This is a genomic window from Bradyrhizobium sp. Leo170, assembly GCF_004296405.1.
Classification (GTDB): Bacteria; Pseudomonadota; Alphaproteobacteria; order Rhizobiales; family Xanthobacteraceae; genus Bradyrhizobium.
Genome location: NZ_PSRR01000017.1, coordinates 32,443 through 52,362 on the forward strand (window position 1 = coordinate 32,443; position 19,920 = coordinate 52,362).

Below are 19,920 nucleotides of genomic sequence, written 5' to 3' on the forward strand. Positions count from 1 at the left end.
AGTCAGAAACCACATCGATATTCCGCCTGCCCCAGGCCTCGACGGCCGGGCAGTGCTTACCCGTGCGTTACGGGCCACCTCGCGGCCGTTCTCACGACCGGACGTTTGATATCGGCAAGGGTCTCAGGATGACTGTGGAGCACTCCGCGGGCGATCAGCGGCGATCTTGGAACCAGCGGCTTCCCGATCGCAATTGTGTTGTCCCGCACAAGATACGTCCTCAGCTAGGCATCCCCTTCCCTCGTTCTTTTCGCGGCTCGCCCCAGACGAGGACCAGTCAGCGTTGTTGTGCTGAGAAGCTTTGCAATGGGCGTGCCAGCTCGTCCGAGCGCCTCGCCAGATGGTTTCTGATGACGTGAGCGTGGGATGAGTGACGGTCGTGCCCGCATGGCGCTTGGCTTGACGACTGATCGAGATGCAAATTGCGACAGGAATTGCAAAATGAGAATCGCTGCAACGCAGAGGAGCCAGTTTGCATCGCAATGTTTGCGCCGCGGTAGTGGTCACTCGCTGGGACGAAGTGCGCAATGGCATATGACTGGCAGGCAGCAAATCCACCGCGAGCAAACGTATGCCCGCGATGGATTGGATGCGCCTTGTCAAGGAATCAAAACTGCGCGTCCATGGATCTTGCCGGCGTTGAGATCGCGCAATGCCTTGTTGGCGTCCGCGAGGCGATATTCGGCGGTTGCGAGTTCAACCAAACCCCGATCCGCAAGCGCCATCAACTCCGTTAGCTCAGCCCATGTACCGACCAAATTGCCGATAATGTTTTTCTCGGTAATCACCATGTCGACGGTCGGGACACGGATGTCCTCACCATAGCCGACCACGTAGTAGCTGGCCATCGGGCGGGTCATCGCCAGCCCCTTGGACGTCGTGCCTTTCTCGCCGACAAAATCGATCACGGCTTCCGCGCCGTTTCCGGCAGTCAATGCCAGAACGGCTGCCACTTCATTGCCGTCAGCTTTCACCAGATGGTCGGCGCCCGATTTTTCGGCCAGTTTCAGCGATGCTTCGGACTTGTCGACCACAATGATGTCGGCCGCACACATCGCCTTGAGACACTGGATTCCAATGTGGCCCAACCCACCTGCGCCGATGACGACGCAGGATTCGCCTGGCAAAAGGTGACGAGTGGCCTTCTTGACCGCGCGATAGGCCGTGAGGCCCGCATCCGCATAAGGCGCCACATCCTTTGGCGCAAGAGTCCGTGGCAGCGGCACGATATTGCGTTCGGAGGTGCAAAGGAATTCTGCATAGCCGCCGTTGCAATCAAGACCCGGAAATGTGCCGGGACCATGCATATCGAGACCTCGGCGACAGGCGAGACAGGTGCCACCGGTGATCTTCGGGTGAACGATGACTGGGTCACCTTTCTTTACTCCCTCGACTTCCTTGCCAACCTCTTCGATCCAGCCTGCATTTTCGTGTCCCATGATGATGGGTAGCAGTTTGTCGCCGGTCGGATCCATATGCGGCTTCCATACACCTTCGATGATATGGAGGTCGGTCCTGCATACGCCGGCACCACCGATGCGGACGATGACGTCAGTCGATTTAGTCAACTTGGGATCAGACACTTTTTCTTCGCTGACCCATTGGTCGTTGGAAAGCTTCTCGTCATACGCTCTCAATACTTGGGCTCTCATGTTGTCCTCCGTCTGCCCGGCGAGCTTTGCGCTCGCCATCGCGGAGGCGCCTCAGCATTTTTCGTGCCAGCGGAGCTGCACAGCGCAAGCGCGCGCATCTAAGCGCGTCAGGAACACGGAGGTCTTTGCCACTGGCGGCTAAAGCGCGATAACTTTTCTTCGAATCGTCATCCCGCTTTAGCTCTTTGTTTGAGCACGATCTTTTTCGGAAAACCGGTTTCCACTTTTCCGGATCATGCTCTAGCTGGTAAATAGGAGCTCGTGCCCACCGGTCGCCTTGTCGGGCCAAGGCTTTCGCGGGTTACAGGTCTCTTTCGGCGAGTTTGCGAAACTCGTCGGGCACGGAACGAGAAATGCCCAGCGCTGCCCGGCCATATCCGATCGCATCCCATCCGAAGCGATTGCGGATCTTGTCGACGGCGCAATCGGCCGCCCAACGGGCCATGCCCATCCTGGTGCCGGGGCGGCGCGCTTCATCTTGAAGTCCAAGCGGGAGTTCGAGCTCGAGATCCCAGTGCTCCTCAAGATGCGACACGGAGATCGCCAATAGCGAGATGGTCTTCTGGTCCGGATGATCTGCAAGGATCGCTCGCACCAGTTCCTCGGCGATCTCAGCGAGGATCATAGTCGCGGAGATCGGCGCATCGAGCGTTACCGAGCGCGTCACCGAGTTCAGGTCAGCGAAGCGAACGCGGACCGTCACGGTTCGACCGGGCCTGGACTTCGCCCGGAGTCGCGTCGCGATGCGGTCCGCGAGGTGAAGCAGCGTGGGGCAAATAACCCGCTCTTCGGCCGGCTTCCTGCCGATCGCCGACTGCGCCCCTGCCGATCTAGCTCGGCGGTGAGACTTGATCTCCCGCGGATCGCGATTCCACGCCAGCGCTGCGAGTTTTTCCCCTGCAGCGGGACCGAGCAACCGCTCGAGCGACCATCCTGGCGTCTTTGCCAGATGCTCGATCGTCAACACGCCGATTTCGGCCAACCGCGCCTTCGTGACCGGACCCACTCCCCACATCAGCTCGACGGGCAGGTGGTGAAGGAACTCCAGTTCGGTGTCGGGATCGACGACCACGAGTCCATCGGGTTTGGCGACTTGCGAGGCAATTTTCGCCAGATGCTTGGTGCGCGCCACGCCGACCGAGATCGCAAGACCAATCTCCATCCGCACGCGTCGGCGGATTGTCTTTGCAATTTCGGCGGGCGCACCGAAGAGATGAGTGCAGCCCGCAACGTCGGCAAAGGCCTCGTCGATGGAAATACGCTCCACGAGAGGCGTGAAATCGCTGATCACCTTGATGGCAGCATCGCCGAGCCGTTGGTAGTCCTTGAAATGGCCGCTGACAAAAGTGAGTTGCGGACATAGCTGACGTGCCTGCCGTCCCGGCATACCACCTCGCACCCCGAACGCCTTGGCTTCGTATGAGGCAGCAAGCACAACCCCGCCACCGACAGCGATAGGTCTGCCGCGCAGCGAAGGATCGAGCAGTTGCTCGACCGAGGCATAAAAAGCATCAAGGTCTGCATGAAGGATGGTGGCTATCGTTGCCATCCAGACCGTTCACCGGTGAAATTTGACCGAAATCCACAGAGAACATAATGAGAACATGTTAGAGCGAGTGTCAAGCCGAGTTTCACAAAGGCTAAGAAGCGATTGGCTGATCAAGCCTGCGCCCGGTTGAGCGACCGTTCCTTCCGCTCTCGGGAACGCAATTGAGCAAAAGGCTCCTGTTGCACGACCGTCATCAGGTCTCCGAACAGCATCGAAATTCCACCCTCGCCTGCCATGCACACGACTTGTTGACCAGGTTCTGCTTTCTGGAGTCCGATGGCTGACGGCATATCGTTGGCCCGTTCCATGAAGCAGACTCACGAAGATGACTTAGGCGAGCGCATATAATTCTGCGGAGCTAGCCGTGCTGTTCGATATGCTATCCCGAGTGACGAGCAGACGGCATCCGATAAGGGCGGAGGTTGACATGCACCCTGCCGATAGTTGATCCTCCTGCTCGCGGAATTCAGCGGATCGAGATTGGACAGGCCTAACAACCAAAGCTAGCAAACGGCTACCCCGGTCACGCAAAGGGGAATCAGGCGCGGACATGCCGACCTCTGACAAGGAAATTCAAAGTACGTCCGACGCACCGAGTGACGGCGAGAAAAACACCCGCACCGCGACGCGTGCTCCTTCCATCATCGTCGGCATCGTCGCAGCCGCCGTCGTCGCGCTTTCTGTCTTCTATCTCTTGCGACCGGAACCGCTGCTCGTGCAAGGCGAGGTCGATGCAACGCGGCTGGATATAGCCGCGCGTGTCGACGGACGGGTCAAGGAAATACCCGTCGAGCGTGGCCAGAACGTTCCGGCTGGCGCTGTGCTCGTGCGGATCGATAACCCGGAAACTCTGGCCAAACACGAGCAAATGACGGCCGCAAAGACTGTTGCGGAGGCTCAACTTGCCAACGTACTCGTCGGAACGCGGGTGGAAACCATTGCCGCGCGGAAAGCGGAAATGGAGCGGACGCAGGCTGCTCAGGTGCTTGCGCAGAAGACCTTTGACCGTACTTACACATTGACCCAGCAAGGCAATGCGCCGCAAGCCCGTCTCGACCAAGTGACCGACGCGCTGCACGAAAGCGAACGCGCCGTCGATCAGGCCAAATCGGCCTACGACCAGGCTGTCAATGGCTACACAAAGGAGGAGCGGGCGATATCGAGGGCCAACGTCGAAAAGGCCAATGCCGATATCCAGAGCGTTCAATCGATCATCGACCAACTTGTGGTCTATGCCCCCGTCGCCTCGCAGATCTATCAGCGCAATATCGAGCCGGGCGAATACGTATCGCCGGGCGTGCCGCTGGTGACCCTGATCGATCTAGCCGACGTATGGATCCACTTCGATCTTCGCGAGGATCTCGTCAAGGGCCTGAAGGTCGGCGATCGATTTGATGTCCGTATTCCGGCTCTCGATGACCGCCGTGTCACGGTCGAGGTCAAGCTTGTTGCGACCAAGGGGGAATATGCGAGCTGGCGGGCCACGCGTGCTTCGGGCGATTTCGACTTGCGGACATTTTCGATCCGCGCCTACCCGGTCCAGCCCGTGCCCGAGCTGCGACCGGGTATGAGCGCCTATCTCGACTGGCGATCGCGGCAATGAGGCTAGCGTCAAAACCGGGATTTCTGCTGGTCGCACAGCGCGAATGCCGCTGGCTGTTCCACGATCGTGTGGCGCTGCTTTTGATCTTTGGCGTGCCTCTCTTTGCGTTCGTGGTTCTCACGACGGTCTTCAGCCATCCGGTCATCCGGGGGCTCGGGGGGACTGTCGTTGACGAGGACAAGTCGGACGCTTCGCGTGCCCTGGTAGAATACGTCGCGGCATCACCGAGCCTGAAAATCGTCGACCGCTCCGGTACGCTGTCCACGGCCGTGAAGGATATACGGTCCGGCAAGGCGATCTCGGCAATCTATATCCCGCCGGATTTCGAACGCGACCTGCAGGCTCAACGCCGCCCGCAGGTCGTCGGATTCTACAACCAGCAGTTCCTCACGGCGGCCGGCATTGCGTCCTCGGGCCTGAGCGATGCGCTTTCCGCCGCGGCGGCTGTGGCGGCTCCCGCCAAGAGCGCAGCGCCTGCGCCGGCTTCCATCGGAACGCTGGCCGGGGAGACCATCGCGCTTGTCAATCCGCAAAAGAACTACGCGCAGTTCCTGCTCCGCGCGCTGCTGCCGACGATCATCCATGTGGTGATCACGCTCGCCGCAGGCTATTCCGTCGGCTCCGAATTCCGCCGTCGCGACGCGCGGGCCTGGCTCGAAAGTGCCGGAGGCGATCCGGTCGTTGCGCTCGCCGGCAAACTCGCACCCCTCTTCGGCATCTTCATCCTCATCATGTTGGCCGAGCCGCTTTTCCTTGAGGGTGTGCTGCAAATCCCCTTCAAGGGAGACCTGCCGTTGATGGTGGCCGCTGGCTCCCTCCTGATCGTCGCCTATCTGTCGCTGGGCGCCTTGCTGCAGCTCCTGGCCGGCGACCTGGCAACGGGGCTGGGACTTGCGGGCCTCGTTGCCTCTCCTGCATTCGGCTACGCCGGCGTCGGCTTCCCCACGATCGGCATGAATGCGTTTGCGCAAGTTTGGAGCGCGATACTGCCGTTGCGCTGGTACATGGCCGTCTTGCTGGGACAAGCGGCGCGGGGATTGCCCGTCTCTGACTCCGCCATTCCCTTCGCGCCGCTCGCGGGCCTGACGGTGCTGTATGCCGGCCTCGCATTGCTGCGCATGGCGAGCCTCAAGCGCAAGGGCTGGTTTGAGATGGCGCGACCTGCCGAGCAATCAGAGAGCGGCCGCGCGCCGCGAGGCCTCGGCGGCGCCTTCATGGCGGAGTGGCGGCGCGTGCTCGGCGCGCGGAGCGCCTTCGCCCTCCTGTTCCTGGCTCCTTTGGTCTACGGTATTTATTATCCGCAACCCTATCTGAACCAGATCCTGCGCAAGCTTCCCATCGCGGTCGTCGACAACGATCTGAGCGATCTCAGCCGCCAGATCGTCGAGACGCTAGATGCGAGTGGAGCATTGAGCGTCGCAGTCCGCGCCCGCACACTGGCCGAGGCGCGGACCGCAATCGATCGTGGGAAGGCTTTTGCCGCCGTCGAAATCCCGCCAGACACCGAGCGCGACGTGCTCAAGGGCATCACCGCTCACATTCCGATCTACGCCGATGCCACCTACCTGTTCATATTCAGATCGACCGCCAGCGGGGTTGCCACGGCCATCGGAACTTTGACGTCCGAGCTTGTTTCGCGAGGCGCACGCTCGGATGGAAGCCTTGTCAAGGCGAAGCTGGCGAACTCGAGCCCCGCGGACGTTCTGCTGCAGCCGATCTTCAACCCCGTAGGCGGCTATGCAAGCTACATCGTCCCAGCGGCGTTTGTGCTGATCCTGCAGCAAACCCTTCTGATCGGTGCCGCGATGTTGACCCGTACTGCGCTGGCGACCGGCGGCGGAGCATTCGCCGGCGTGCTCGGCCGCGGCTTCGCCCATCTGACGATTTACCTTCCGGCGCTCGCGCTTTATCTCATTGTGCTGCCGCGCATCTATGGCTTTTCGACGCTCGGGCATCTTCCGCAACTCCTCGCGCTTGCTGCCGTCTTCTTGCTTGCGACGAGCTTCATGGGGCAGGCCGTCGGCGCCTGGTTCACGCGGCCGGAAAACGCAACCATCCTGCTCCTTGCAACCAGCCTGCCTCAATTCTTCACCGCCGGCTTCGCATGGCCGCGCGAAGCGATCCCCGACGCGGCCATCGCGCTGGGCCGACTGTTCCCGGCCGACTTCGCGATTGATGGCCTCGTGCGCATCAACCAGCTCGGTGCCAGCATCTGGGAGGTCGCGCATGATTGGCTCGGACTGTGGTGTCTGGCGCTCGCCTATTTCGCGCTCGCCGTGATCTCGGCGCTTGCCGTCAAGAGAGGGCAGACACATGCGCAAAGCTAGGCGTGCCGCCTTCGCCGCGATCGCACTCGTGCTCGTCGCGGGCGTTCTGATCTATTCCATGCGTCGTTCCGGATCGCCAGCCGCAGTCGTCGGTGTCGTGCGGGCGACCGAGGTCAGGGTGGAGCCGGAGGTGAACGGCCAAGTGATGTCGATTGCGGTCAAGAAGGGCGCGCGCGTGCAGGCCGGCGATGTCCTGGCGAGGCTCTCCGCGGTGGAGCTGACGGCACAGGTAGACCAGGCGCGGGCCGCCCTCGCCTCGGCAATAGCAAACCGCAACAACGTCTATGCTGGCGTGCGTCGCGAACAGGTCGACTCTCTGAAAGCTGCAATCGCCAGGGCAAGCTCCCGCCTCGACTATACGCAGGCCCAGCTCTCAAGAACCAGCACGCTGGCACGCCAGAATTTCGAGTCCCAGCAAGCGCTTGACCAGGCCGAAAACGACGCCGCGAGCGCACGCGCCGATGTCGCGGAGGCCCAGGCGAACTACGATGCGGCCGTGGCTGGTCCGACCCGGGAGGAACGCGCGATCGCCGACGCGCAGGTGAAGGCCGCAGCGGCTGCGGTCGCGGTGCTCGAGCGCCGCCTCGACAAGATGGTCTTGCGTGCTCCAGCCGACGGTGTCGTCAGCGTCATCGCCGCGGAGGTGGGCGAGAACGTTCGCGCGGGCCAACCGATCCTGATGGTCGAGGCGGCAGGCAAGCAATGGCTCTCATTCAACGTACGCGAAGACCATCTGAGTGGTCTCGCGGTCGGAGAAACAGTGAGCGTGATGCGGAACAGCGCCGATGGCGCGATCAAGAGCGCCGTCACCGAACTGCGGCCGCTCGGCGTCTTTGCAACCTGGCAGGCCGAGCGGGTGATCGGCGATCACGACCGCAATACGCTGCGCTTGCGCCTTGACCCGCAGGACGAGGCGGCGGGCCTCGCGCCAGGGATGACTGTTTGGATCAAGCATTGACTACAAAGCATTGCCTGCCCGTTCCATAACGGTCACCACCAATGACGCGACGTTCCCACGCAGATCGCTCCATGCCGACTATGGAGAGCTCGGCGCAACGACCTGGCGGGCGAGCGTATCGCGCTCCACCGCCGTCAACTGCTTGGTGTCGTCCGCGGTAAAGGTGCCGTTGCCGAGGACGCGGACCATATTGTTCGGGTCATAATTGTTGTTGCTTTGCCTGCCACGATTCCGCTGTTGTTCGCTATTGGGGCGATCTTCCTCACTTCCGCCACCGAAGCCGAGAAACTCGACGATGATGATGGAGGGCTGCTCACCGGCACGCGCCTGCGGCACGGTGGCTTGCTGGGCAGCGGCGCCCGCCGTGTTCGAGGCTTCGGTCAGACCGCCGATGTTGGGCGCCTGGACCTGCGGCACGCCGACGACGCCGCCCTGCGCCTGGATGTTCGCGGCGTTGACGATGTGCAGCGCCGCGATGTTGACAAAGCTCGACGCGCGGATGCCCGCCTCGCCCGCATCGACGGTGCCGAGCGGCGCGATCAGATCGACCGTCCCAGGCGGCACCTCTGCGATCTGTCTCAGCGTCGCGATGCCGGCGCCGCTGGACGGCACGACGGGTGACACGGTGACATTGCCGTATCTGTCATAGACGCGTTTGGGCGGCGTGTAGATCACCGTGGTCTTGGCGCCGCGGCCGGCATTGATGTCGCCTTCCGCCGACCAGGCGATGATATTGCCGCCGAACGTGGTCATGATGCGCGACAGGCCAAGCAGCACGCTGCCCTTGGAGTAGACCTGGATGTTGCCCGACCCTTGCGTGATCAGTCCGGCATCGGCGCCCGGCGACAGCCCCTCGGTCCCGAGCGTGACTGTGCCATTCGGCACCAGGAACTGGATGTCGCCGCCGAAATCGGTGTGCACATAGCCGCTTTGAACGGTTGTCTTACCCGGCGTGCCGGTCCCGACCGTCGCCGAGAACATGGTGATATCTCCACCATAGGCGGCATCGTTCGGCAACAACGTTGCAATCGCCTGGCGCCCGCGCAAATAAGAGCCGGCACGTGGACCGCCGTCCTCGTTGTATTCGCGCCCGCCTGCCGTCAGTTCGGCGTAATAGATCTGCCGCAAGAAGATGCGCTGCTGCGCTGCCGACAAGGTGAAGAAGTAACCGAGCGCATCGGCCTTGGATCCGCTATAGCTGAAGCGCTCCTTCAGCCAGTCATAAAGTTCATCCCCATAAGTTTTCGCGACCTTGCCCGGCTGGTCGGCAAGTTTCCCCTCGCCCGCGAGATTCTTCGGATCGAGATAGAGCTTCGCAAAACCGGTCCAGTCGACTTGTCCAACACCGATTTCGCCGGCACCGACGCCGGCCTGCATGACGACGCCAGCGCCGGGCCGGTTGTCGCCCGCAAGCAACGGTCCGAGGCTCTCAACCGTCGCAATTGAGCCTTGATAGATGTCCTTGGCGGCTGTGATTTCGAGCGTGCCGGGGCCGGCAATCGCCAAGCCTCCCTTTTCGACGGACTCGAGCGACGGCGTGCCTGCATAAATGATGCTGCCGCCGGCCGCGATGGTGGACACGTCGTTCTGATCGCTGTGCAGGATCAGTCCCTTCGTATTGACGATGTCGCCGCCCGCAAGCATCCGCAGCGGCCCTCCGGCCTGATGGAAGACGTTCTTGATCTCACCGCTGGCGACGGTCCGAGTCTTGGTGAGGATCCGGCCATAGGTGATGCCGGTGATATCGCCGCCCACCGCATAAATACGTGAGAGATTGCTTTGGCCCAGCACGGCCTGGTCCCTATCCTTTACCGTGTTCGCATCGAAGACGAAGGGATGCCCACCGAGCTCATAGGAATAAACCTCCAGTGATCCGATCCCCCGATCGTCGACGGTGGTGTAATCGCCCCAATAGTTGGATGCCGTGATCGTCCGTCCGTTATTCAAGATCGCCCACGCCGGCCGGAATGGCGTCGCCAGGGCGGACAGCGAAGACATCAAGGGACCCATCTCGTGCCCGTCGCCGAAGATCGATCCCTGCGCCAGCAGCTCGAGCACGCTGTCGTGTGACGGCAGCAGCATTCCTCCGCCCGGGTTATAGATGTTGCCGTTCGCGGCGACCGCCTGCACGATCGGGGGCAAATACCGGGAGTATGTTGCGCCGCTGCCCGGCTGGAGCGAACCGCCCGCGGCAAACATGTTGACGGCGGTTTGCCCCGTCCACAGCGTGAACCAGCTCGCGCCGTCACCGTTCGTTTGACCGTTATTCGCGTCCGTCCAGGCCGTGACGCCGACGCGGCCCGGATCGAGGATGGTTCCTACGGCCAGATCGCCACGCGCGCGAAGATTGATCACGCTGTCGCCTGGCGCGAAATCTCCGCCATAGAGCGTGGTCATCGAATAGGGCGTCAGCGGATTGATCGGCCGCGGATCCGTCCCGTTATCGTTACGAATGTTCGTCGCGGTGAGACTGCCGAAATCTCCGGTCGCGACATCCATGATCCCGCGCAGATTCACGAATTGATTGCCACCGGTGCCGATATCGCCCGCTTTCACCGACAGCGTGCCGCCGCCCGTCTGCACAAGACTGCCATCGCCCATCACACGGCCGCTGCCACCGACGGCGATGACCACACCGCGACCTGTGTCGCCGCCGATCGTGCCGCCCGCTTGCAGCGTGACGTTGCCGCCGCCGAGGGCGCCGATACCGGAGAAAGCGGACAGATTCAAAGCCGCAGCCTGACTCGTGTCGATCTGATCAAACGTATAGCTGCCGAAATTGATGCCCCATGCCGTGCGCTGGCTGATCTCCGAACCACCCTGGCGCCACAGCCAGCTTCCAATCTCATCAGCGCGTGTCGTCAGCGTGCCCTTGATGTCGCCTTGCGCGGCAAGCAGGAAATCGCCGCCATGCTCGGTGTAGTACATGCGCTCCGAGCCGAGCGTCGCTTCATACGCGGCGTTTGCCGAGCCCTGCACTGTGCCGTCCGACAATGTGCCCCGGCTGACGTTGTAAGAATCATTGGCCGCGGTCCCGGTCCCCTTGATCGCGGTGCCGGCGGTGTAGATACCGAAAGCCGATTTCTGCTCGTAATTGCCGCCGGCGAGAAGTTCGAGGTCGCCCGTGCCAGTGCGCACGACGCTGACGCCAGTAGTCGACGCGCTGCCGACAAGCGTGACCTGGAAGGGATCATTCAACACCACATTGCCTGAACCAGCGAGGCTATCTGCCGTCTTTAGCGCACGACTGTCGGCGCTCGCAAGATCGGCGCCGCCCACGAGCCGCATCGACCAGGATTGCGTCCCCGGTGCGAGCATCGGCGCGATCGCCCACACCTGACGATCGCCCGGCCCGGTCAGCTTCACGTTCGTCATGCCGGAAGGCAGAACCGTACCCTTGGGGATCAGCGTATCGGCAGCGAACTTGTAGCCTGAGAACACGAAAAGGCTGGTCCCCGCTGGCAGGGTCACCGGCTGGAGAACCAGATTGTTGGCATTGGCCGAGTTTATGAATGCGACTCCGGTGAAATAGACACCTTTCTCGAACACGGTGCCCACCGGGAATACTGTTTTGAATGGAAGCGGATCGCCAGGATTGTACGTTTTTGTCGGGGTAATGATACGCCCCCCGTTCAATGTCCTGGTCTGTGCGGCGTTTCCTCCTATCGTGTAAGCCTGTGCCAAAGTTATCTGGACAGGAATTGGATTAGCAGCAGTCGGGCTCGCCTTGACCCTTCCCCCGACGAGATTCAGTTCCAAATTGATTTTGATACTGGCTGGAATGGTCGAACCATTGCCGATGACCACGTCATCCATTGTGATCGTGTAATTTGACGTAAGGGTGCTACCTGCCGGGATCAGCACCGTCAGCGCGTCGGGCGATTTCGGCGGCGGTGCGAAACCGTCATTCATGCTGCCGTTGATCTTGAGATCGCTTGCGGCGCGGACGATGAGCACGCCTGGCTCGCCGGAGCCCAGCACGGCCGGATCGGCTTTTGGCCCATAGCGATAACCGGAGAAATCCAGATCGCCTTTTGTTGACAGATCTCCATCTGACGTGATGGCAACGCCCGGCCGCAGATGGAAGGCGGAGCCATAAGCCGCCAGCCCGGCAAGCCGGTTCTTCAAGTCGCCGTTCTGAAGCGCCGCGTTGATGAATGTCTGACTGTCGGCATGCAAACCATCGAGGTACGCCTGATCGATGGCGCTGCCGCCCGGAAGTTCATAGGTGCGGAAGCCGTTCATCGCGATGCTGCTGCTACCGCGGATATCGAGCGGACTGCGCGCGTCGATCGCGATATCGTTTGCGCCGGTGCCGTCGCCGTCCGCCCCGCCGCGGCGCTGCGCATTGAGCTCCAGCTTGCCGCGCGCCACGTTGTCCGGCGAGGACATATCGATGGTCGCGCCCGGCGCCAGCGTCATTGTTCCTTGCTTGCTCGTGAGTTCGACATGCGCGGTGTTGTTGGCCTCGATCGGCGCACCATAGCTGTCGGTCTGCAGAACAGAGTGATGCACATCGAGCACGGCGTTCCGCGTCAAGGTCAGATCATCACGCGCCGACAGGCGGATGGTGCCGGGCTTGGCGCCGCTTGCATCGATCCTGCCGTCGACTGTGAGGCTGCCTTGATCGACGGAGACCGTCACGTAGCGCGCCTTGACGCCATCGCCGATGACAAGGCTGCCCTGGCGCAGATCAAAGCTGCGGGCGCCGAAGAAGCCGGCGTGATTGAGCTTCGCGTTCAATGCGGCGAAAGCGCCAAAATCCTGCGCCGCCACCGTGAACTGGCCGCTGTCATAATCACCCGTCGACGATCCCTTGATCGTGCCGCCGAACGAGACATGCCCATGCGCGGCGTCGATGGCCTTGGCCGTGATCGAGCCCGCAGCGTTGTTCACCGCCGAGACGTCGATCACCGAGCCGGCGCTCTGAATGATGTCGCCGCTCGTGCTATTCAGAACGAGATCGCCGCCCCAGCTATATTTCGTGACATCGAAGAAGGAGATGGCACGGCCTGACAGGTCGATGACCGCGTTGCCGCCGAGCACGACATCATGCGTGGCGCTGAGCGTCAGCTTGCCGGAGGGCAAGGCAAATGCGGTATCGACAAAGACGCTGTCGCCGCCAAAGGAGACCGTCCCGCCGAGATCCGTCACGCCGCGCGTATCCGCGGGAGCGGCCCCAGTCGGCGCGACCAGACGCAAAGCGCCACCCGCGGTGACATCGAGCTTTGCCCCATTGCTCGCCGTGATCAGCGGGGCCGCGATGGTGAGATTCCCGCCCTGCAAGGCGCCCTGGCTGTCCTGGCTCAAGCCCACCTTGAACGTGCCATCGCTGTTCGCCGTGACACGCCTCAACGCCGTCAGCGTGCCATCCGAGAAGCCGAGCGCAAGACGGTTCAGCGTTGCGCCATCGGTCGGCTTGCTTTGCGAGGCGTCATAGCCGAACAGAACCTCGTTCGCCGTGATGGCGAGACGCCCCAAACCCGTGCCGGGTCCGCCGGGCATGACACCGGCGGGTGCCTGGCTGCCATACGGAGCGGCAGTGCCAGTGCGGATGCCGTTCCAGATCAGCGTATCGGCGGTGACGCTCGCCGTATCGCTCGCCGAGCCAAGACCATAAATGGCTGGCGTGTTGAGAACGAGCTTGAGCGGATCCCCGGCCCCCTCCTGCCGCGTGGTGTCGAGCGCGACGGTGCCGATCAGATTGAACGCGCGGTTTGCCGTCAGAATGAGCTGTTCGAGCGCGGGAACCCCTGATGTCGTCGACGGCCGCAGGAGCTTGTCGAGGACGCTCTGGGTGAGGTTCCAACCCGGGGGGAGCTGGCCCGCGGCCTGCGCCGCGGCAAGCGCAGCCTCCGTGCCGATATTGACCTGCTCCTGCGTGACGTTGAGATAGCGCGCGCCGAAATTGACGTCGCCCATGGTGAGCCCGCCCGGCCCGGCCAGCACCACACTGCCGTCGGTGAGCAGCGATGCACCGCTCGCAATGTCGATCTTGCCGGGGCCAACGGCATTCAGGAATTGGAACCATCCATTGGCGACCGCGAGCACGGCCGGACTGAAATTGGGATCCGCGTACAAATAGGGGCTGATGTTGGCATACACATAACCGAGCGTGGAATCGACGGCGTTGCTGCTCAATCCGCGCGTATCGATGGTCGCGCCGCCCGCCATGTTGACGGCCTTGCCGACCAGGAACACCTGGCCCGCGCGGATGATGGCGCCGTCGAGCAGGTTGATGGCCGAGGTCGTACTTGCGTCAAAATAAACGTTGGCGCCGACGCCGGGCTTGTTCTCCACGAAGAACATGCTCGTGCCGCCGAGCAAGAGCGTCGATGCCTTGAAGGCGTTGATGTCGTCGCTCGAGATGGACGTATGCCCGACGATGGGCGTGCCCCCCGGTGCCGTGATGTCGAGCACGACAGGGCCCGACGTGACGGCAGCCGGCTTGATGATCAGCGTGCCGTCAATGCCGCCTTTGGCGCCATCGAACAGCGCGGTGCCGGCGAAGGACAGCGATTTCGTATTATCAACCGACGGGAGCAGGCTGATTTCAAGCACCTTGCCGTCCTCCGGCAAACGAGGCCGGAAGCCGCCGAACTGGGCCGCCTGCGCACGCCCGAAATCGGCATAGCTCGTTTCGTTATATTGCGAATAGCGCCGCGTGTTCTGGCCGGAGGTGAGGATCACCCGCGTCGGCAGCGCGTCCCGGCTTCCGGTATTGGCGACGCCGAGATAGCCCGATGCGATGATGGAGCCATTGCCGATGGTCACGGGCGCAATCGTGGTGGCACCCGTCGAGCCAAGCTCGACGCGATAGCCGCCGGGCAGCAGCGCATAGCTGGAGGGCAGCAGCGTATAGGTGCCCGCCGGCAGTCCCGGCACGCCAGAGGGAAGCGTGATCTGCTGGCCAATCGCCGGATCGCCAGCGCCGTTGGTTGCGATCGCTGGCGCATAATCAGCGGCGTAACCGGGCAGGATCGCATAGACCTTGTTGCCGGAGGCGCTGTAGCTGTTGACCGGATTGGCATTGACGAGCGCTGTCTTCAGCACATCGACCGAACCGCCGCGGCCGGAAATGAAACCCGCGCCGGTGAGCGCGCCGCCGCCGGTGAGATCGAGCACGGCCCCGACCTCGCCCACGACCGATGCGGCGTTGATCGAAACGCCGCTCGAGATCTTAATGCCGTGCTGGTCATCATACGACGCGCTTGCCAGGTTGCGCAGCGTGCCGTCCGCGCCTTGATAGGTGAGCCCGTCCGAGGTGCCCCCAAAGGGCATGATCAGGCCGGCCGCGCTCGCGGACGTAATGCTGCCGCTGCGGAACGTGATACGCGCGTTAGGCGGCACGGCATTGGCCGCGGACTGATCATAAGTGTTTAACCAGATATGACCCAGCGGCGCGCGAAGAACGCCGCCCTGGTCGATGTCGACGGCGAAGAAGGCGAGACCGCCGAAGACCGAAGCCGGGACCGCTGGTGTCTGATCGTCATTGCGGCGGATGGTGAGACGGGTATCTGGGGCATAGCCGCCATCGTCCAATCCGGCCCGCTGCCCAGCCCTGATGATGGCGACCGCGCCGCTCAGAGGATAAATCTGATCCGCGATCAGCGTGAGATTGTAGGCATTGAGGCCGCCAACCTGTTCGTTTTGGTCAGCACGGATTGTGGCATCACCAACGCGAAGATCACCGCGGCTTTGCAACGTCACCTGGTCAAAGCCATAGGCGACGGCATCTCGGATCAGCCCTGAGCCATAGCCTTGCTGGGCCGTCGCGCCGAAATGAATATCCCCGTAAACATCGATGAGATCGGCGGAGATCGTGAAATGGCTGTCCTTCGCGATCGATTGAGGAGCACCAAGAAGGAAGCCCGACCCCACGTTGATGCCGGGATAGTACCCCTTGATATCCCCAACCTGTTCCGGCTTTGTCCCGCTGTAGTTAAACCCTTCCAGGCGGACGTAAGGCGCCGCAAGGCGAATGTTGACAGCGGATTGATCAGAGGGCGCCGTTATCACACCGCCTGACAAGCGGATGCTGCGCGAAAGCTGAAGATCGATATTGCCGCCAAAAACAAAGAGATCGCGAGTCGAGAGCGAGAGCGATGCAAATCCACCCGCTTCGATCTGGTCGACACCGATCACGGTGCGGCCGAATTGCAGGGCCGGATCTCCCTCACCCGGCTTAAGATCGGCGCTGAGGCCACTGCGACCCGCATACTGCACGAGGGTGATATCGCGCGACCTCTGGAAGGCTTCCGTCAAGTCGCCGGCGGCATAGGGCGAACTCGCGGTGGGTTGCCCCAGCGTATAACCTCGTTCAGCCATTGTCAGACTCAGCGCGCCGCCGGAGGCGCCGCTGCCGCCGCTTGCTGCACGCAAGGTGCCGTCGAGCGTGATGCCGAAGGCGGAATAGAGCGAGATCGTCCCGCCATCGCTCGCGGCCGGCGTCGAGACATAGCCGTTGCCGGTGGAGACATCGACCAGCGCAGAGGTGCCTGATGCATCGATCATGGCGCCGGGACGAAGGATCACAAACGCATCGCTGACAATGGGCGCGCCCCCGTTGTCGACCGCGCCCGTGCCGCCGATGCGGATCGTGCCGCCGTCCGGCACAGCCGTGTAAGCAATCCCGCGCTCATCGCGTCCCACCGCGCCGCGTGCGGAGACATCCAGCACCGCGGCGTTGCCGATCCAGATCGACCGCGTCAGGGCGAATTCGCCATAGCCGAAATTATAGCGGCTGTCGCCGGGCGCGTCCTGCAGGCTCGTGATCAGGATATTGCCGGCGGGCGCCAAGATCGCGCCGTCGATGACGGTCTGGCGATTGGCGAAGATCGACACGGAACGCCCCGCATCGACGTTAATGGACGCGCCTTTCGCCAGCGTGAAATCATGCAGGCTCCAGAGCGTCACATCGGCGCCAACGCGCTGCGTGACGCTATGCGCGACGGGGTTGATGATGAAGCTCGGCGGCGTCCACAGCTCCGCGGCATCCGCGATAGGGCTTCCCGTCGCCGCGTCATAGCTCTTGTCCGTGAAGCGATAGACCGGCACCTCGACGTCAAGGCGCGTCCCCTCGCCGATCTCCATGCCGGTGTTGCTGGAGATCTTGTACGCGGAGAAGCCGGACCGGAAGATCTCGGGATCGAGCACCAGCGCATCGGCCACGCTTTTGCCGATCGCGATCGCTTGGCCCGCATCCAATGTCAGTGTGCCGCCGCCGCCAAAACCATAGGCGCGGATAGCGCCATCAAGGATGAGCGGATTGGTGAAGAACTGCGTCGAGGCTAGATGCGCATAATCATTGGCGACGAGGCTGACATTGCCGCCCTTGCCGCCTTTGGTTTTGCCATCCACCAGGATGGCGCCGCCTGACGACACGTCAATGAGCGAACCCTTCGAAAGCGTGATGCCGCCTGTGGTCGAGACGGTGAAATTTCCGCCATCAAGATGCGCGAGACGTGATGAATCGGTTTGCGTGTCGCGGAATTCGTTGGTCCACAACCCGCTGAGATCAACGGCAACCCTCTCGCCGATCGTGACCTGCGAATTGCCGTTCGCATCGTTGAGCGCCCACCATTGCTCGTTCTGCCCCTTGCCGAGCACGGCATGCATGAGATTGGTCAGCGTGAGGCTGCCGCCGCGAGCCGTGACGTCCGCGGCGATATCGACATGCGGCGCCGCGAAGGTCACCTCCGCGCCGGGCGCAAGCTCAAGCGGCGCCTCGACAACGATTTCCTTGCTGCTCGCAAAGTTGAGACCGCCCAGCTTGGCGGCATTGATCGCATCCGCATCAAACAACGCGGTGCCGATGCGGCTGTCAGGCAACGCCGATGTGTCGTTCAGCGCCTCGGTGATGCCAGGCACACGGCCAAAGACGACCCGCGCAGCGGATGCATCGGTGAGGCCGATGCCCGAGTAGCTGCCGAGCGCGAGCCTGCCTTGGAGCGGCGCGACGTCCTGCGGCAGCTTGTAGCCATCGGTGGTGCCACTCGGCCGCGCCGTGGTCTGGCGCTCACCCTTGACGATGTCGGCGAGGATGGTGGCTTCGAAGATCGACGTCGGCGTCGACAGAATGAGGGAGCCGGCGTCGCGGCCGACGGTGTAGCCATCCTCCCAACGCAGATTGACGGCGCCCTTGCCGAACGGGGACGCCCAGATCTCGGTCAGCGGATCGTAAGCTTCGCCCTGGATATAATGCTTGCGCACATAGCCGCCGCCGAGCGCCATGAACTGCATATCGGCGCGCGCATTGTTGATATTGTAGGTTCGGCCGTCGGCTCCCAGGAAGTTGGTGGTCCTGATATAGCCACCCTCATAGCTGACCGAGCCGCCGGAGACGTCGAACACCGCCCCCTTCTGCGCGACCACCTCCGGCGCCGCCAGGGTGATAGTGCCGCCGAGCGCGGTCCATTCCCCGATGCGGTGGGCGGTATTGGCGAGATAGCCCGAGACCTCGAGCAAGCCGCCCGGCGTATAATAGCGGTCGGTCGAATAGCCGCCGGTGCCGGCCGGCACCAGCACCAGGTTGCGCGCGTCGATCCAGACATCCGCGTTCTTCAGATAGTCCTGATCGCGATTGATGGGTGAATCGCGCAGCTCATTGCCTTGCACGTTGACCATGATGTTGTTGGCCGACATCGGCAGCAGCACGCCGCGCACGCCCGAGACATCGATCACCGCGCCATCCTCGGCGAAAACGCGGCGACCGGCGGAGACTGCGACCTGCCCGCCTTGCGCCTGCGTGATGGAGCCATCTTTGAAGACCACGTTGCCGCCACTGACGATCTCGACGCGGCCCTGGTCGAGCCGATCGGCGAGCAGCGAGAGATTGTTGAACTGGGCGTTGGCGGCCGGGACGTGGGTGAAGGCGTTGGAATCGGCAATCAACTGGTTGCGCTGGCTGTCGAGCGCGGTCTCGGTGCTGCCGAGCTCGGGCAGGATGGCGGTCAGACTGCCGCTGCCGAGCGTGACGCTGCCGGCGGCATCGGAGGCAGCGTTCAAGAGGTGGATGGTGCCGCGGGTGTTGACCGAGGTGGTGGCAACCAGCACGCCGTCCTGGCCGATGCTGTGGCCCGCGAGCGTGATATCGCCTTGCTGGGCGAAGATCAGGCCGGAATTGCCAACGGCCGCGAACGCATCACGGACGATCGGCGAAATCTCGTTACCGCGAGTGGTCGAGGCCTGGTTGGAGTCGGTGCTGTAGCCCGGCCGCAGCAGGAAGTCGTTGCCGGCCGCTAGCTGCACCTGGCCGCGCGGCGCGCTGATCGAGCCGGCATTGCTGACATCGGTGCCCATCAACAAGACGAAGCCGCCGCCCTGCTTCGCCGACGACGGCGCCCTGGTCACGATCAGCGCGCCGGCCTCAACCGTCACGGCGCCGCCGGCATCGGTGAAGCTCGGCACGTACTGGCCGCCCTGCTGCCGTGCGTAGATGCCACTGGTGAGGAACTGGTCGTTGGTGATGTTGGCGGTCGAAGCGATCAAGCTGCCGACATTCACCTGACTCGCGCCGCCGAAGATGATGCCGTTCTGGTTGATCACATAGACCGAGCCGTCGGCCTTGATGTTGCCGAGGATCTGGCTCGGCGCCGTGCTGCCGACCACGCGGTTGAGCGCCACCCAATTCGCATTGCCCTGCTGGTCGAAAGTGAGCGTGGTGCGCGCGCCGACGTTGAACGAATTCCAATTGAGGATCGCCTGCGCCCTGGTCTGCTGGATGCCGACCTGGGTCTGGCCGCTGGCATCGACGGCCTGCGTCGGCGCATTCGCGCCCTGCCATCCGGGCGCGGCTTGCAGGCCGCCCGGCGCCAGCCCGTTCGGTACCG

Annotated in this window: 7 protein-coding genes; 3 read left to right on the forward strand and 4 right to left on the reverse strand. The window is 62.7% G+C overall.

Annotation, left to right across the window (positions count from 1 at the left end; translation table 11 throughout):
* Positions 1-599: 599 nt before the first annotated feature.
* The 3 genes from CWO89_RS05520 to CWO89_RS05530 all read right to left on the reverse strand — a co-directional run bounded on the left by CWO89_RS05520 (position 600) and on the right by CWO89_RS05530 (position 3,509).
* The gene (locus tag CWO89_RS05520) at positions 600-1,652 is read right to left on the reverse strand and encodes an NAD(P)-dependent alcohol dehydrogenase (protein ID WP_130577637.1); all 1,053 of its coding nucleotides are present in this window, start codon (positions 1,650-1,652) and stop codon (positions 600-602) included.
* A 301-nt stretch (positions 1,653-1,953) separates the two neighbouring features.
* Positions 1,954-3,201 (reverse strand): DNA polymerase IV, encoded by a 1,248-nt coding sequence (gene dinB / locus CWO89_RS05525; RefSeq protein ID WP_130577629.1) that lies wholly within the window; start codon positions 3,199-3,201, stop codon positions 1,954-1,956.
* Between the two features lie 110 nt (positions 3,202-3,311).
* Entirely contained in the window at positions 3,312-3,509 is a 198-nt protein-coding gene (locus tag CWO89_RS05530; RefSeq protein ID WP_245475745.1) for a thiamine pyrophosphate-dependent enzyme, read from the reverse strand.
* Positions 3,510-3,751: 242 nt separating this feature from the next.
* On the opposite strand from CWO89_RS05530, the gene CWO89_RS05535 reads away from it, so the two are divergent.
* The 3 genes from CWO89_RS05535 to CWO89_RS05545 are packed head-to-tail and all read left to right on the forward strand — an operon-like array spanning position 3,752 to position 8,089.
* A complete protein-coding gene (locus tag CWO89_RS05535; RefSeq protein WP_130577630.1) occupies positions 3,752-4,804 on the forward strand; it encodes an HlyD family secretion protein in 1,053 nt (350 codons plus the stop codon).
* Positions 4,801-7,131, forward strand: coding sequence for an ABC transporter permease (locus CWO89_RS05540; protein ID WP_130577631.1), 2,331 nt, complete (start codon positions 4,801-4,803; stop codon positions 7,129-7,131). Before CWO89_RS05535 ends, CWO89_RS05540 begins: the two co-directional genes overlap by 4 nt.
* On the forward strand, positions 7,118-8,089 hold the full coding sequence (locus CWO89_RS05545) for an HlyD family secretion protein (protein WP_130577632.1): 972 nt from the start codon (positions 7,118-7,120) through the stop codon (positions 8,087-8,089). The genes CWO89_RS05540 and CWO89_RS05545 overlap by 14 nt, the downstream gene beginning before the upstream one ends.
* Positions 8,090-8,167: 78 nt before the next feature.
* On the opposite strand, the gene CWO89_RS05550 is transcribed toward CWO89_RS05545, so the two are convergent.
* Positions 8,168-19,920: filamentous hemagglutinin family protein (locus CWO89_RS05550; RefSeq protein ID WP_130577633.1), on the reverse strand; the 11,753-nt coding region annotated here is incomplete at its 5' end.